Origin of the sequence: Brevibacillus agri (assembly GCF_004117055.1) — a bacterium.
Classification (GTDB): Bacteria; Bacillota; Bacilli; order Brevibacillales; family Brevibacillaceae; genus Brevibacillus; species Brevibacillus agri.
Genome location: NZ_CP026363.1, coordinates 3,532,472 through 3,545,817 on the forward strand (window position 1 = coordinate 3,532,472; position 13,346 = coordinate 3,545,817).

Below are 13,346 nucleotides of genomic sequence, written 5' to 3' on the forward strand. Positions count from 1 at the left end.
TCTGCCTGTTTTTGATTGCGCTCATCTTCCCCACTCGTCCAGCCTTTTGAGCCACGCTTTTTGTTCAATGACCTGCGAAAACGAGACGAACTCGGCCGCGACCTGAAGCGCGACGAAGCCGCACAGGAAGGCGGCTTGCCAAGACAGCGGCGTCGCCGTCGCGTATGTATAGCCAATGGCAAAGCCGAGCGCATTCGCTCCGGTATCCCCGAGCATGATCCGGCCGCCTGCATCGTGCGGAAAAAACAAAACCGTCGCGACGAGAACCGGCAGAAGAAACAGCCAGACCGCAGACGGCTCCCCCGTTGTCCCCCCCGAAACGCTCCCGATGGCAGCCAGCGACACGAGCAGCCAAAACACTTTGATCGCGCGCGCCGGTCTTAAATCAAACAGGTTCAGGATGTTCGGGGAAATCGCCAGCAAGCCGCAAGCGACCAGCCACGGCCAGAAGCCGGCCGAAACGAACAGCGATACGCTGACAGCCGTCAGCCCGCCGCCAATCAGCTTGCCCATCCCGCTCGTCACGCGCCTCTCGCGCAAAAGCGCGCCGAAGTGGCCGCGAAATCCTTTCGTGATCCGGTCACCAGCCTTGTCGTCGATCCAGCCCCAGCACGCCATCGCCGCCATTCCGCAGGCGAGCAGCAAGCCTTGCACCAGCACCTCGCGCGGAGCGCCTGCAAGCGCGAGAAGCAGAAGCTGGACGAGAATCGTCACGGCCATGCTCGCCACAAGCACCAGACCGCCTGCAGTCAGCACTGGCTCGCCGCGATAATTGGGCCGGGTCATGCGCTTTTTGGCGAGAATCTGCGAGCAGAAACTGAGCATGGGACGCTGCAGGACGAGCGGCAACACGAGTGCGCTGAAAAGCGCGAGTATCACGGCGTGTGCAGCCACGGCTTTCCCTCCCACCACTTTGTGCACAGCGTCCGGCCGATGGCGACAAACTCTTTGCCGCGATGAGAGTAGCCTCGCCAGTCGTTGCCCGTTTCCCGGTGAAAAAACCCGACGGGCACTTCCCGGATGCGATAGCCTGCACGCAAGGCATCTACCGTAAGACCTACCTCGATGCCGAAGCCTTTGTCGATTTTCCCCAGCTTTTGCAACAGGTCGCGGCGAATGGCCCGCTGACCGGACAAGGGCGCGCTGGCCTCAAAGCCCGTCAGCCACTTGATCCCTCGATGAGCCAGCCCTTTTGCCAGACCCATTCCCGCTTTTTGCCTCGGGGAAGGCAGAATCGCGATCGCCATATCGCAGGCATCCTCCATCACAGGGGCAAGCAGATGCTCGGCCTCTGCCGCACTCTCGCGCAAATCGCCATCCAGCAGCATGACGACATCGCCGTTTGCCCGTTGCCAGCCGAGTTGGACGGCAGCGCCTTTGCCCCGGTTGCGCGGCACGGTAATGACGAGATCGGCCCACTTTTTGGCGAGAGCAGCCGTCTCGTCCTCGCTGCCGTCGTCGACGACAATCAGCTCATGGCAGAAAAGCCGTTCGCGAATCGCTCGCAGCGTCGCTCCGATCGCGTCGGCTTCGTTGTAGGCAGGAATGATGACGCTAACTTTTTTCACGCGCGACCCTCATTTCTGTCATGGTTTGCTGCACCTTTTCCAGCAAGGCCCATTGCTTGGCCAACGAATCCGGCACCTGCTCCACCAGCAGCCATTTGCCCGTACCCGTCCGCTGCTCCAGCCATGGCGGCGGCTGGCCCGCGACCACAAGCAGCAAGCCGTCCTCCCAAGTCCCGCCCCGTTCATAGGCGACGACGTTGATGCCTACCGAATGCATCAGCCGGGTAATCTCTTTGGCTTCCTTGTCTGTATCCTGCCAGACGTACACTTTTTTCCCTGCGAGATCATTGCCGTAGCGCATCGCCATCATGTGGACGACTTCCTGGTTGCGTTGCTCCACTTCCTGCAGCAGCCGATTGATTTGCTGCTTCAAATCGTGGTTGCTTTTCAGCGCCCGGTCGTATTTGGCCTCCATTTTCGCCAAAATTTCCTGGGCGCCCTCAGAAAACCACGGATGACCCGCCGTTCCTCCCAGCAGGATGCCGACGCCAAGCGCAACGAATACGGCTGCCAACGTAATCAGATGATACCGAAAAGAAATCATAGCGCCTCCTTAAAAAGCCCAGATCCGCCATTGCGTCCAGAGCATTTGCGCCGCGTGACGGGCGATCGGATGAATCATCAGCGCAGCGGTGACAGGCAACAGCATCGCCGCCATGCACCAGCCCCACAGCTTCCACGAGCCAGTCGGCTGGTAGAGCTGGCTGACTCCTTTGGCGTCAATCAGCCTGGGGCCGATCTTCGTGCGCACCAGCAAAGTACTGGCCATCCCTTTGCGGCCTTTTTCCAGAAAATCAATCATGTTCGTATGGGCACCAATCGTCACGATCAGCTCTGCTTTTTTCTCATAGGCCAACAGCATCGCCACATCTTCGCTCGTGCCAGGCGCAGGCAGGACGTGATGCGCCACCCCGAGCTGCTCGACTCTGGCTTTTCCGGGAGCAAGCCCGTCGACAAAGGCGTGGACGACGATTTCGGCCCCGCACAAGAGCGCCTTGTCCGAGATGCTGTCCATGTCGCCGACGATCAGGTCGGGCTTGTACCCCGCTTGCAAAAGAGCGTCCGCTCCCCCGTCGACCCCGATGAGCACGGGCCGGCATTCGCGTATGTAGGAGGAGAGCGTCTGCAAATCTTCCTTGTAATGCTTGCCGCGGACGACGACGACGACGTGCCGTTTTTCCAGTCTGGTCCGCAGCGGCATGGGACAGAGCGGCTTTAAAAACAAGTCTTTTTCTTTATTGGCGTACATGAGCGTGTTATCAATAAATAAGGACAGCGTATCATCCAGCCTGCTCTGCGCCTCGGCCCACTTCCCGAGCACCGCCTCCACTGTGACGTGGCGAAGCAACAGGGCAAGCTCCCATTGCGCCTTTCGTTTCAAGTACAGACTGCCTTCCCGGATGGCTGCAAATTGGCCGTTCCACGCTTCCAACGCGGTCGGCTCTGCCGGCTCGCGCTCTGCCTCGTACAAAGCGACGCCCGCTCGCAGCAAGAGCCGCGCTCCTTCGGCTGGATACTGTCCTGTCATGAAAGCGGACAGGTTGACAACTACCCTCGTCCCCGCTTCCAGCAAGGACCTGGCCGCCATCTCATCCACATCGGGATGATCGATGACGGCGATATGGTGGGGGTGGAGCCGTTTGCAAAGCTGCTTCGTCTTGCGGTCAGCAGCAATCACTCCCGTATAGGTAAGAAAATCGAGACGTTTTCGCTTGCCCATCTTTTCCACCTCCAGGAATAGTATGCTAAAAATTTCCTTGGAGCATGCAAAAAAGAGGCTGTGCAGGAATCGCACAACCTCTTTTTGGCCGGACGGAAAGCCTTGTTGACTAGGCTCCCTTTGTTATGTAGTAAATAATCAAACCGTCAGCAAACAGGAAAACCGCCAGCGAAAGCAAGCCAAATCCGATTGCGAATTTGTTTTTCGCCTTAATCGAGTTCAAACAGCCCCAAGCGATAAAAAACGTGAAGACGAACATCAAAATATCAAACAACACAATCTTCATGTACGACAACTCCTTCAACATGATGACGCTAACCGATAATACAATGGCAATATTATTATATATCCTCGCGTATTAAGAGACAAGCATATCCAAATTTGTGACAAACAAATTCACAATTACGTTTATTTTTATTGTGCCACAAACTTATTTGCCTATCCATATCGTCCAGCGATCCTGCTCGCTGATCGTCTCATGTCCGGACAGCTTCAGGCAAATCGCGTCCACCAACTGCTCCAGCTCGGCGTCCGTCAGCTCGTGGAGCAAAGAACGCCCTTTGCGCGAGCGCAAATCACGCGCCAGCTCATCGAGAGTGCCATAGACGCGCCTGACCTCCCAGAGCGACAACCGCTCGATTTTTGCAAGTCCAGCCTGCTGCATCGCTGCCCGGACCGTCCGATCAGCCGGGCGACGCTTGGCCTCGACTTCAAGCAATCGCGGAAACTGCTCGAAAAAATAGCCCCGCAGATGCGTTTGGGAAGCCGGGACGGCACAGTCGTCAATCGTTCGATCCTGAATCAGACAAATGCCGCCGGTAGCGAGCAGTCGTTTTACTTCGGAAAAAAATCCGCGCAGATCGTGGAGATGGTGAATCAGCGCCCGGGCAAAGACGATATCGGCACAGCCGTCAGGCAGCCCGGTTTCCAGCGCATCGCCCTGCACGAACGAGATGCGCGGCTCGTCTGCGCATTGCTTTTGCGCCGCTGCCAGCATCACGCTGGAAAAATCGACTCCGGTGACGCTTGCAGCGCCCAGCTTCGCCCACGCCTTGCTGTAGATGCCGCCTCCGCAGCCGATATCGACCACGCGCTTGTCGCGCGGATCGACGACAGACAGCATGGTGCTCGCCCACGTGGCGTCTGCCGCTCGACCTGTGTAGCTGTCTTCGTTTTCCTTGGCGTGAAAATCCATTTTCATGCTACTTCGCCTCCATAAACTCCAGACGGTTTCCGAATGGGTCTTCGGTAAAGAAGCGGACAAGCCCGGGGATTTCATCGTCGAGCCGAATCGGTACGCCCGCCTGCTCCAAATGCGCGATCAGCGCCTCGATGTTTTGCACGACAAAGGCAGGGTGCGCTTTTTTCGCCGGAACAAAGCCCTGCTCGATTCCGAGGTGAATCAATTGGGCGCCGCAGCGGAACCATGCGCCGCCGCGCGCCCGGAGCTTTTCCGGCTTGGGCACTTCCGGCATGCCGAGCAAGCCTGTGAAAAAGCGCCGTGCCTCCTCTTCCGCTCCTGGCGGGGCTGCCAACTGGACGTGATCCAAGCCGATCCATTCAAACTGGTTACTCATCGTCATTTCCTCCCTTTTTTTGGCACATTACCATCCATTCATCAATCTGATGCGCCACAACTCTTCCTTGCTCGATTTTCACGCCGAGATAGTGTTGCTGCTCTGCAGTCGCCTCCAGGAGCATTCGCTCGACTGCCTGCTCCTGCTCCGGTGATTCGGACATCCGCTGTACCCAGGGCAAAAAGGCAAACTGTTTTTTCCGCAGCCGTGCCTGCCGCTCCTGCAAATCGCAAGCCGCGTGCAGCGCTCTCCACTCGCTCACCGACAGGCAGCGCACGTGGCTTGGGTCGCGCCGCTTCTCTACCTGGTTCACGAAGTCCGCGAGCTGTTCTTCCTCCGGCGCTACGTTGTCGATGAACAAAAACCGTCCGCCCGGGCGCAGCACGCGACTCGTCTCACGGACAAAGGCGGCCGGATCTGGAAAATGGTGCGCCGCAATCCGGCAAGTGACCAGATCGAACGTTTCGGACAGAAACGGCAGCGCCTCTGCGTCGGCCTGGACGTACAAAATGTTCGGCGCTTGCTCGTTCGCCTGCGCTGCCGCCGCAAGCATCGGGCGGGTCAGATCGGTCGCGACCACAAGCTCGACAAGCGGTGCCAGCGTGCGGGCAACATGCCCTCCCCCCGTGGCGATATCGAGCACCTTCCAGCTTGTTTGCGGCGAAAGCCACTCGATCATAAGCGGCAAATCCGCTCCTTGCGCGTGGGTTTTGCTCTGCACGTACTCCTGTGCGTTTTTCCCGAATTGCTGCTGCACGGCCTGTTTTACTTCCTGATTTTTGTCCATACTCCCACCTCCTGCTCGTATTTTATGCCAATTTTTGTTGGCTTTGTTATAGAATATGGTTAACCAGTTATCGAGTTTTTGAATAGGAGGGTTTCTTGTGGACAAAGAAAGCCTGGAAGTTTTTTTGACGATCGCTCATCACGGGTCGATCAATCGTGCGGCACAGGCGTTGTTTCTCGCCCAATCGACCTTGACGCATCGGCTCAAGCAGTTGGAGCGGCAAATCGGCAGCCCGCTGTTTGTGCGGACCGCCTCCGGTGTGAGCTTGACGGGGGAAGGACGCCGCCTGCTGCCGATCGCGGCGAACATCGTGGAGCAGATGCGTTCGTTCATGGAGCAAAAAGAACAGGTGAAATCCATGACGATTGTCGCCGGAAAAGCGTTTGTCGCCTACGAGCTGCCCCGCCTGATCGGCGAATACCGCCAGGCGAACCCCGGCTTTACCTGTTACGTCCGCTCGACACTGTACGAGGAGTCGCTCAGCGCCCTGTTGACAGGCACCGCCGATATCGCCTTTCTCGGCAGCGAGATGTACCATCCGCACATCCACCAGGAATTTTTGCCAAGCGACCGCATCTTGCTCGTCATGGCACCCGAGCATCCCTGGGCCAGCCGCTTTCCGGGCTTTGCGAGCTGGGGCGCGCAGGAAATGATTTTGTTCGGCAACCATACCGCCCCCTACCGCCAGCGCATCGATCATTTTCTCGCGCGAAACGGCGTGTTTCCCAACGTCATCATGGAGCTGGACAGCTTCAGCGCGGTCAAAAAAATGGTGGAACGCCAGCTCGGGATCACAATGCTGCCGGAACGAACGATCCTGCGCGAACTGGCGGAAGGCAGGCTCGTCGCCCACGACATCGCGGAAGGCACGCTGCAGCGCCCAACTCTCATCGCCTATTTGCATCAAAAAAAAGAGGACGAAGCTTTTCAGCAATTCGTCCAATGGATCAAAGATGCTTATTGATGCAAAGTAAAGACTGTCAATTCGGGTCGGCACAAAAAACGGACAGGCAAAATCGTCGTCCCCAGCCCTCTGTTCACGTACACTGGCATCTGGTTGTCGCCTGCGCGGTACAAGCCTTTGACGTACTTCGCCGCAAGCTTGGGCGTCAGGACATGCCCGACAAACGGCAACCGCACCTGCCCGCCGTGGCTGTGCCCGGACAGTTGCAAATCGACAGGATAGCGAGCCGCTTCATCCGCAAAGTCCGGCTCGTGCGCCAAAAGGATGACGCTGGCCGCCTCCGGAATCCCGACCAGCGCCTTCGGCAGATCAGGCACGCCGTTCAGCGCGTCGTCGATTCCGGCTATGTACAAACTGTCGCCATTTTTGCCGACCGCCACATGTCGGTTGTCCAACACCTCAAAACCAGCGGCAGCCCAGCCTTGGCGAATCGCATGCTGCTGGCCCGCCCGGTAGTCGTGGTTGCCCAGCACCGCAAATTTTCCAAGCGGCGCCTGCAACTCGGCCAGCATCGGAACAGCCGCGGAAAACGACTGTGTCTCCAGGTCCACGATATCGCCGGTAAAGCAGATCATATCCGGCTGCTCGTTTTGAATCAAGTCGAGAATGCCTTGCAGTTGCTCGGGCTTGCAATAGTGCCCCAGGTGGACGTCGCTGAACTGTACCAGCTTGCAGCCGTCGAAGCTTTTCGAAAGTCGCGGCAGCGAAAGCGTCACCCGCTCGATTTGCAGCCAGGTGCGCTCCCATGCATAGCCGTATGTACCTGCCACAAGCCCGAGCCCCACCAATCCTCCCAGCCACTTCATCGAACGATGCAAAAAGGTTCGACGTGAGACTGTGACAAGCTTTGGATCATTCACTAGCTTCCGTTCGCTCGTAGCCATTTACGACGACATCCAGGCGCCCTGTCTCCGGATCGATCAACAGGCCGTGAACGTCGACGTTAGCCGGCAGCAACGGGTGTTTTTTAATCGTTTCCACGCTGTTGCGCACACTTTCCTCCACCCGGTCGAAGCCGTGCAGCCATTTGTGCAAATTGATCCCTGCGTGCTGGAGGGTGGAGAAGGTTTGGGCAGAGACGCCTTTCTCCAGCATCTTCGCCATCGTCCGCTTGCTGTCAATGGCGCTCATCCCACAGTCGTAATGGCCGACGACGATCACTTCCTCGGCATTCAGTTCATAAATCGCCACGAGAATACTGCGCATGATACTTCCAAAAGGGTGAGAGACGATGGCTCCGGCGCTTTTTACGTGCTTGATGTCGCCGTTGCGCATGTTCATCGCCTTGGGCAGCAACTCCTCCAGACGCGTGTCCATGCAGGAGAGAACAACCAGGCGCTTGTCGGGAAACTTGGTCGTTTGATATTTTTCATATTCACGATTCGCTACAAATTCACGGTTAAATGCGAGAATTTCATCCAAATTGCGCATGTTGCAACACCTTCCTCGCTCTTAATTAGGAGTATGTTCTCTATTGTACATACTTATTGGCATCGTTCAAGCGACTGGGGCACATTGGCGGCGAGATTTTGCTATGTTTTTATTTTTTTACAATGATAGGTGAGGGGGGTGGAAATCAGTGACACTGGGACGGACTTCTGCGTTAGGCAAAAGAGGTGACCGTAGGCGGAATTTTCATGGCGAATATTTTGGTACTGGCTGAAGATGGAGCAGAAATTACTATCTGACGCAGCAGACCTCAATCGCGCAGAAGACGATGGTCTGCTATACGTGGCTGCTGTTTGGCTAAACCTCTTGGCGATTGATATCAGCACCTTCATGGTTGAACCCTAGCCACTCAGTTATGGTTATATATCGCCTGCTCCATAATCGCTATCGTTTTAAACTGCCTTCGTATTCCTGCACTTTGGAAAACTGCTGCATCCGTAAAACTCGCCTTTTGTACTTTTGCGTACGACCATTTGACTACCGCAGCGATCGCATTGCAGCTTTTGTTGCGGGAACTGCGCCCTCACCTGTTTCGGGTTTGGTTTTGCCGCAGGATTCATGCGCTGGATCATTTCAATCAGCGCCTCGCGATTTATCAATCGAACGCCATTTGAAGCGGCCAGCTTGTAGGCGGCGTCTGTAAAATCTCTGTTAGTGACAACCCATGCTGCATTTGCTCCATAGTGAGCAAGTGCCCCCACAATTTGCTGAACGGCATCGATCCCGACGTTTTTACTATATCGCTTCGCCTGGACCGCTACCTTCCGTCCATTCTGTTCCAGAATGAGATCAGCGCCGTAATCGCCTGCTGCCCTTGTTACGGTCGTTTTGTATCCTTGTGAGTGAAACAGCAGTCCAAGGTAATGTTCAAACTGCCTGCCGTCCATTTTGTCTATTTCCGCAATGCCGGAGCGTCGCAGTTTCTCTTGGGCAATGGAATCAATCCAGAATCTGATTCCCATTGCAAGTCCCAGCAAAATTCCAAACGCGATGCCTGCAACAAGCAAATAACCACGACATGTTTCGACAATAGCAAAACAAAAAACCATCCTTGTGAGATGGTTTTGCTGTGTCACCGGCTTTTCGTTCCTTCCCCGTCATTCTCCCTGGATCATTCCTGCGATCTGCTCCTTCACTTTCCCCCTGCTCACTCCCCCGTGGTAACAAACCACAGACGCAATGTCGAGGTCTACATACTTTTTCAACGAGAGGCGAGCTGCGTGCATATCCAGGGTCGTCGGGGCGTGAATCCCTGCGAGCGTCCCATTTACACTGTACAGCGAATCCCCGGCAATGAGCGTCTTGCTTTGCCTGACGTAAAGGCTGATGTGCCCGGGCGTGTGACCCGGCGTATGAATGACGCGAATCCCGCCGCAAAACGGCAGCTCCTGGCCGTCCACCACCGTATGATCTACCCTGCCCTTCGGCGGATTTTCAAGGTGCGCGTCTTTGACAAGCGGGATTTCTCCCTGAATATACGGCTTGTCGAGTGCGTGCGCGTAAACTTGCACACGATGACCGCACTCCTGCAAAATCTCAGGAAGACAACCGATATGATCGACATCTTGATGCGTCAAAATGACGGCTTTCAGTTTGGTAAGCGGGACTCCCGCTTTTTCCATGGCCGTACGCAATTCTTCTATTTGTCCCGGGAAGCCCGTGTCTATCAGGACAGCCATGTCTTGGCCCGACAAAAGGACGGGGTGAATCTCGTATCCATGATAGTCTAGGTGTAGCATTTCTACTCCCTTGAAAATTTCCATTGTATCGGGCCTACATAAAATTATATTTTTACGTAACTAAATATTATTACGTTGATTTTGTCATTGTCAACATCTTCCTTTTAATTCGCTCGGGCATTGCAGTGTGGTCTTCGAAGGTTCATGTTCATGATGTTTATTGACTCGTGCGAAGCGGCGCTGCCTATACTGTACTGCCCACTGTCCAATCTTCCTTGTTTACAACGAAAAACCCCCAATGAATCGACTTGATTCAAAGGAACGTTCTATTTGCTGGCTATCCAAGTGCGAGGCTAGCACGGCCTAATGGCGTTTTTCATTTCCCACCGTTCTTTTTCCTTCGATAACTTTGCGCTTATAAAAAAACACCCCCTAATCGGATTTTCACTCCGCTCGGTGGGTGTACATACCGCAAAAGCTGCGAGTATGTACCATGCACGTTTCATGGCAAACCTCCATTTGTATTCCTTTCCTTATGATACCATGCGGGCGAGAATGATCGGCAGTCAATGAACTACACACCCGACCGCACAACCTTGGCAGCAAGTCCGGAAAGCATCACCGCAAGCTGAGCGCCTCCGGTAACGTTGTAACTTCGTGCGGTATGTTTCGCTCGTCGAGTTTACTGCGGATGAAATCACGGCATTCGCCCGAATTTGTACCAAGGGATCGCGCTTGCCCACACCGCCACTTTGCTGCATTAAAACGAGATAGCGTTCGCATTTTCTTCCGCAGACGCGATGGCGTGTGCCCCGCGCTTTCACATACTAAAGTACAGAGACAAAAAAGCAAACGTCATCCCATTCAGGCAACGTTTGCTTTCGAACGTGTATTCGGTTAGACTCGGCTCAACGATACATCACGTGAAGTTCACGATTTACGGAAGTGAACTCCTCACACGTTTTCGGAATGGCAGGAATCGAGTTTGTCAGAACGTCCCCGCAAATGATCGCAAAATTTACGGGAACAGACCGATCAGCCATTGTTTAAAAACGTTGTTATATTGCGCCTAACTAATCTTCGCCTCAATCCTTAACTTATCCGCGACCATCGCAATAAACTCGCTGTTGGTCGGCTTCGCCTTCGTGTTGGAAATCGTGTATCCAAACAGGCTGGAGATGGAATCGAGATTTCCGCGGGACCAGGCGACTTCGATGGCGTGGCGGATGGCACGCTCGACGCGGCTTGCGGTGGTGTTGAACTTTTTGGCGATGTCCGGGTACAGGACTTTGGTGATCGAGCCGAGCAGCTCGACGTCGTTGTACACCATCGTGATGGCTTCGCGCAAATACAAATAGCCTTTGATGTGGGCAGGCACACCGATCTCGTGGATGATGCTGGTGATGCTTGCATCCAGGTTGCGGCCGCGCACTTGCAGAGTCGATTGCGGCTTGACCGATGTGACGAAGGAGGAGGCTGGCTTCGTCGTGATGATTTGACGGATGCGCTGCGCGAGGACCTCCATGTCAAACGGCTTGAGGATGTAGTAGGCAGCTCCCAGTTCAACCGCTTTCTTCGTAATCTCTTCCTGTCCGAATGCCGTCAGCATAATAATTTTGGGCTGCGGACTCAAGCGCATGGCCTGGATCTGCTCCAGGACGGCGAGTCCATCCAGGTGAGGCATAATAATGTCCAAAATCAGTACATCCGGTACCCGTTCCTGCAGCAAGCGCACAACTTCATTGCCGTTGTACGCGACACCGATGACGTTCATGTCATACTGGCTGCTGATATACTCTTCCAACAGGCTTACAAATTCTCGGTTATCATCTGCCAACAACACTTCAATCTTGCTCAAGGTCGTTCCTCCTAACAATGGACGGTCTTTTGGAAAGAAGGTGGCGTTCTAGGGGGTTCCATTTCTACAAACGATTAGTCCATACCATCTTTTTCTCTGAGAAAAATAATTCGACAAAGCCATATTCATTCCTGCCAATGACGAAAGATTGAATGATTTTACTGATATTTCGACAAAGAATCCCCTCATTTTTCATCTATTCGTCATAAGCCTCCATGACTTTACCATGCAAGCCGACGTCGTTCCAGTGGAAGGTTATGCTTATGGCGACGGTTTGAAGCTTACGGTCTTGCGCGCATGGTGCCATGGAAAAAAGCCGCCTCGCTTCGTTTGCGTGACGGCTCGTCTCTTCGTATTCAGGCAGCCTGTTCGGCTTTGGCATTCGACTGCGGGGCGTTGCGCACCTGCACGCCTGCATCCTGCAGCATCCATTCAATGTAGCAGCCATAGCCCGATGTCGGGTCGTTGACAAAGACATGCGTGACGGCGCCTACAATCTTGCCGTTTTGAATGATCGGGCTACCGCTCATTCCTTGTACGATGCCGCCTGTCTTTTCCAAAAGACGTTTGTCCGTCACCTTGATTATCATGCCCTTTGTTGCGGGAAAATGCTGCTTGATGACGTTGGCGATCTCGATATCGAACTCCTCCACCTTCTGTCCTTCGACGACGGTGAGGATTTTCGCAGGACCTTCCACGACCTGCTCGGCGAGCGCTACAGGGAGCGGCTCACGGTAATAGCTGCGCTTTGGCTCGTCTTTCATTTTGCCGAAGATGCCAAACGGCGTGTTTTTGGTGATGTTCCCCAGCACTTCGCTTTCGTTGTAAAAGCGGGCGAATTTTTCTCCCGGATTGCCGCTCTGTCCTTTTTCGATCGACGTCACGCTCGCCTGGACGATCTGGCCATCCCCTACCACGATGGCTTGGCCCGTATCGACATCGGAAATGACGTGTCCCAGCGCGCCGTACGCCTTGGAATTGGGATCGTAAAAGGTCAAAGTGCCCACGCCAGCCGCTGAGTCGCGAATGTACAGTCCCATCCGGTATTCCCCGTCTTTTTGGTCCTTGGCGGGATGGAGCGTCAGATTCAGCTTTTCTTTCCCGCGCACGACGAGCAACTGCACCGGGCTATTCTTTTTTCCGGCTTCGTTAATCAGCTTCTTTACTTCGTTCATTTCATTGATGTACAGATCATTCATTTTGACAATCATGTCACCAACGTGAATGCCTGCCTGCTCGCCAGGGGAAGCCTTGCTTTTGCCATTGTCCACGAGGTGATGACCGACAACGAGAACACCCGCCGTTTGCAGCTTGACCCCGATCGATTGCCCACCAGGGTACAACCGCAGGTCCGGCAGCACATTTACTTTTACAGCCGTCAGCGGAATGTTTCGCCATTTTACCTGCAATTCGGCTTCTCCAGCCCTGCGCGGTTCTACCGACATCGGCTGGCTCAAATCAACGGATACTTCGCGCGCTTCTGTCCCGTTGACGTGCAAAATGTCAGGATTGCTATTGATTAGCGTGCCCATCACCGGCACGGAGACCCGGAGTTGCTCAAGGGACCCTTCCATCAAACGCAATTCACGGGGAAAGGAGGACAGATCGCGAAACGGGGTGGAACTCACGACAAGCGCCGTGATGAGGAGAAGGAGACTTCCCATCCATTTTCTTTTGTTTTGTCGGATCACCAGCAATCACTCCTACCGTTCCCTACCTACACCTACAAAGAGACACCTCCACC

Annotated in this window: 15 protein-coding genes; 1 reads left to right on the forward strand and 14 read right to left on the reverse strand. The window is 54.8% G+C overall.

Annotation, left to right across the window (positions count from 1 at the left end; translation table 11 throughout):
* Positions 1-21: 21 nt before the first annotated feature.
* The 8 genes from BA6348_RS17295 to BA6348_RS17330 form a co-directional block, all read right to left on the reverse strand.
* Entirely contained in the window at positions 22-894 is an 873-nt protein-coding gene (locus tag BA6348_RS17295) for a UDP-N-acetylmuramyl pentapeptide phosphotransferase (protein WP_122953132.1), read from the reverse strand.
* Entirely contained in the window at positions 876-1,568 is a 693-nt protein-coding gene (locus BA6348_RS17300) for a glycosyltransferase family 2 protein (protein ID WP_005827328.1), read from the reverse strand. Before BA6348_RS17300 ends, BA6348_RS17295 begins: the two co-directional genes overlap by 19 nt.
* On the reverse strand, positions 1,555-2,112 hold the full coding sequence (locus BA6348_RS17305) for a copper transporter (protein ID WP_005827327.1): 558 nt from the start codon (positions 2,110-2,112) through the stop codon (positions 1,555-1,557). The genes BA6348_RS17300 and BA6348_RS17305 overlap by 14 nt, the downstream gene beginning before the upstream one ends.
* 9 nt (positions 2,113-2,121) lie before the next feature.
* A complete protein-coding gene (gene steA, locus BA6348_RS17310; protein WP_122953131.1) occupies positions 2,122-3,288 on the reverse strand; it encodes a putative cytokinetic ring protein SteA in 1,167 nt (388 codons plus the stop codon).
* A 109-nt stretch (positions 3,289-3,397) separates the two neighbouring features.
* Positions 3,398-3,574 (reverse strand): DUF2759 family protein, encoded by a 177-nt coding sequence (locus BA6348_RS17315; protein ID WP_005827324.1) that lies wholly within the window; start codon positions 3,572-3,574, stop codon positions 3,398-3,400.
* A 144-nt stretch (positions 3,575-3,718) separates the two neighbouring features.
* Complete coding sequence (locus tag BA6348_RS17320; protein ID WP_122953130.1) at positions 3,719-4,489, reverse strand: class I SAM-dependent methyltransferase; 771 nt, start codon at positions 4,487-4,489, stop codon at positions 3,719-3,721.
* 1 nt (position 4,490) lies between these two features.
* Positions 4,491-4,865, reverse strand: coding sequence for a VOC family protein (locus BA6348_RS17325; RefSeq protein ID WP_005827320.1), 375 nt, complete (start codon positions 4,863-4,865; stop codon positions 4,491-4,493).
* Positions 4,858-5,652, reverse strand: a complete 795-nt coding sequence (locus tag BA6348_RS17330; RefSeq protein WP_122953129.1) for a class I SAM-dependent methyltransferase — start codon at positions 5,650-5,652, stop codon at positions 4,858-4,860. Before BA6348_RS17330 ends, BA6348_RS17325 begins: the two co-directional genes overlap by 8 nt.
* Before the next feature lie 97 nt (positions 5,653-5,749).
* On the opposite strand from BA6348_RS17330, the gene BA6348_RS17335 reads away from it, so the two are divergent.
* Positions 5,750-6,616 (forward strand): LysR family transcriptional regulator, encoded by an 867-nt coding sequence (locus BA6348_RS17335; RefSeq protein ID WP_025843752.1) that lies wholly within the window; start codon positions 5,750-5,752, stop codon positions 6,614-6,616.
* Here BA6348_RS17335 and BA6348_RS17340 read toward each other — a convergent pair.
* The 6 genes from BA6348_RS17340 to spoIVB all read right to left on the reverse strand — a co-directional run bounded on the left by BA6348_RS17340 (position 6,610) and on the right by spoIVB (position 13,293).
* The gene (locus BA6348_RS17340) at positions 6,610-7,401 is read right to left on the reverse strand and encodes a metallophosphoesterase (protein WP_007785578.1); all 792 of its coding nucleotides are present in this window, start codon (positions 7,399-7,401) and stop codon (positions 6,610-6,612) included. The two genes, BA6348_RS17335 and BA6348_RS17340, sit on opposite strands and share 7 nt — an antisense overlap.
* 67 nt (positions 7,402-7,468) lie before the next feature.
* Positions 7,469-8,047 (reverse strand): beta-class carbonic anhydrase, encoded by a 579-nt coding sequence (locus BA6348_RS17345; protein WP_005827311.1) that lies wholly within the window; start codon positions 8,045-8,047, stop codon positions 7,469-7,471.
* A 410-nt stretch (positions 8,048-8,457) separates the two neighbouring features.
* A complete protein-coding gene (locus BA6348_RS17350; RefSeq protein ID WP_122953128.1) occupies positions 8,458-9,141 on the reverse strand; it encodes a restriction endonuclease in 684 nt (227 codons plus the stop codon).
* A 21-nt stretch (positions 9,142-9,162) separates the two neighbouring features.
* Positions 9,163-9,828 (reverse strand): MBL fold metallo-hydrolase, encoded by a 666-nt coding sequence (locus BA6348_RS17355; protein ID WP_007785582.1) that lies wholly within the window; start codon positions 9,826-9,828, stop codon positions 9,163-9,165.
* 985 nt (positions 9,829-10,813) lie between these two features.
* Positions 10,814-11,602, reverse strand: a complete 789-nt coding sequence (spo0A, locus tag BA6348_RS17360) for a sporulation transcription factor Spo0A (protein WP_005827306.1) — start codon at positions 11,600-11,602, stop codon at positions 10,814-10,816.
* Between the two features lie 356 nt (positions 11,603-11,958).
* Positions 11,959-13,293, reverse strand: coding sequence for a SpoIVB peptidase (gene spoIVB, locus BA6348_RS17365; RefSeq protein ID WP_122953127.1), 1,335 nt, complete (start codon positions 13,291-13,293; stop codon positions 11,959-11,961).
* Between the last annotated feature and the right edge of the window lie 53 nt (positions 13,294-13,346).

Excerpts from the sequence above, each read along its gene's own strand:
- BA6348_RS17315 (WP_005827324.1), bottom strand. The coding sequence starts at position 3,574 with ATGAAGATTGTGTTGTTTGATATTTTGATGTTCGTCTTCACGTTTTTT.
- BA6348_RS17355 (WP_007785582.1), bottom strand. The coding sequence starts at position 9,828 with ATGGAAATTTTCAAGGGAGTAGAAATGCTACACCTAGACTATCATGGA.
- BA6348_RS17345 (WP_005827311.1), bottom strand. The coding sequence starts at position 8,047 with ATGCGCAATTTGGATGAAATTCTCGCATTTAACCGTGAATTTGTAGCG.
- BA6348_RS17305 (WP_005827327.1), bottom strand. The coding sequence starts at position 2,112 with ATGATTTCTTTTCGGTATCATCTGATTACGTTGGCAGCCGTATTCGTT.
- BA6348_RS17320 (WP_122953130.1), bottom strand. The coding sequence starts at position 4,489 with ATGAAAATGGATTTTCACGCCAAGGAAAACGAAGACAGCTACACAGGT.
- BA6348_RS17325 (WP_005827320.1), bottom strand. The coding sequence starts at position 4,865 with ATGAGTAACCAGTTTGAATGGATCGGCTTGGATCACGTCCAGTTGGCA.
- BA6348_RS17330 (WP_122953129.1), bottom strand. The coding sequence starts at position 5,652 with ATGGACAAAAATCAGGAAGTAAAACAGGCCGTGCAGCAGCAATTCGGG.
- steA (WP_122953131.1), bottom strand. The coding sequence starts at position 3,288 with ATGGGCAAGCGAAAACGTCTCGATTTTCTTACCTATACGGGAGTGATT.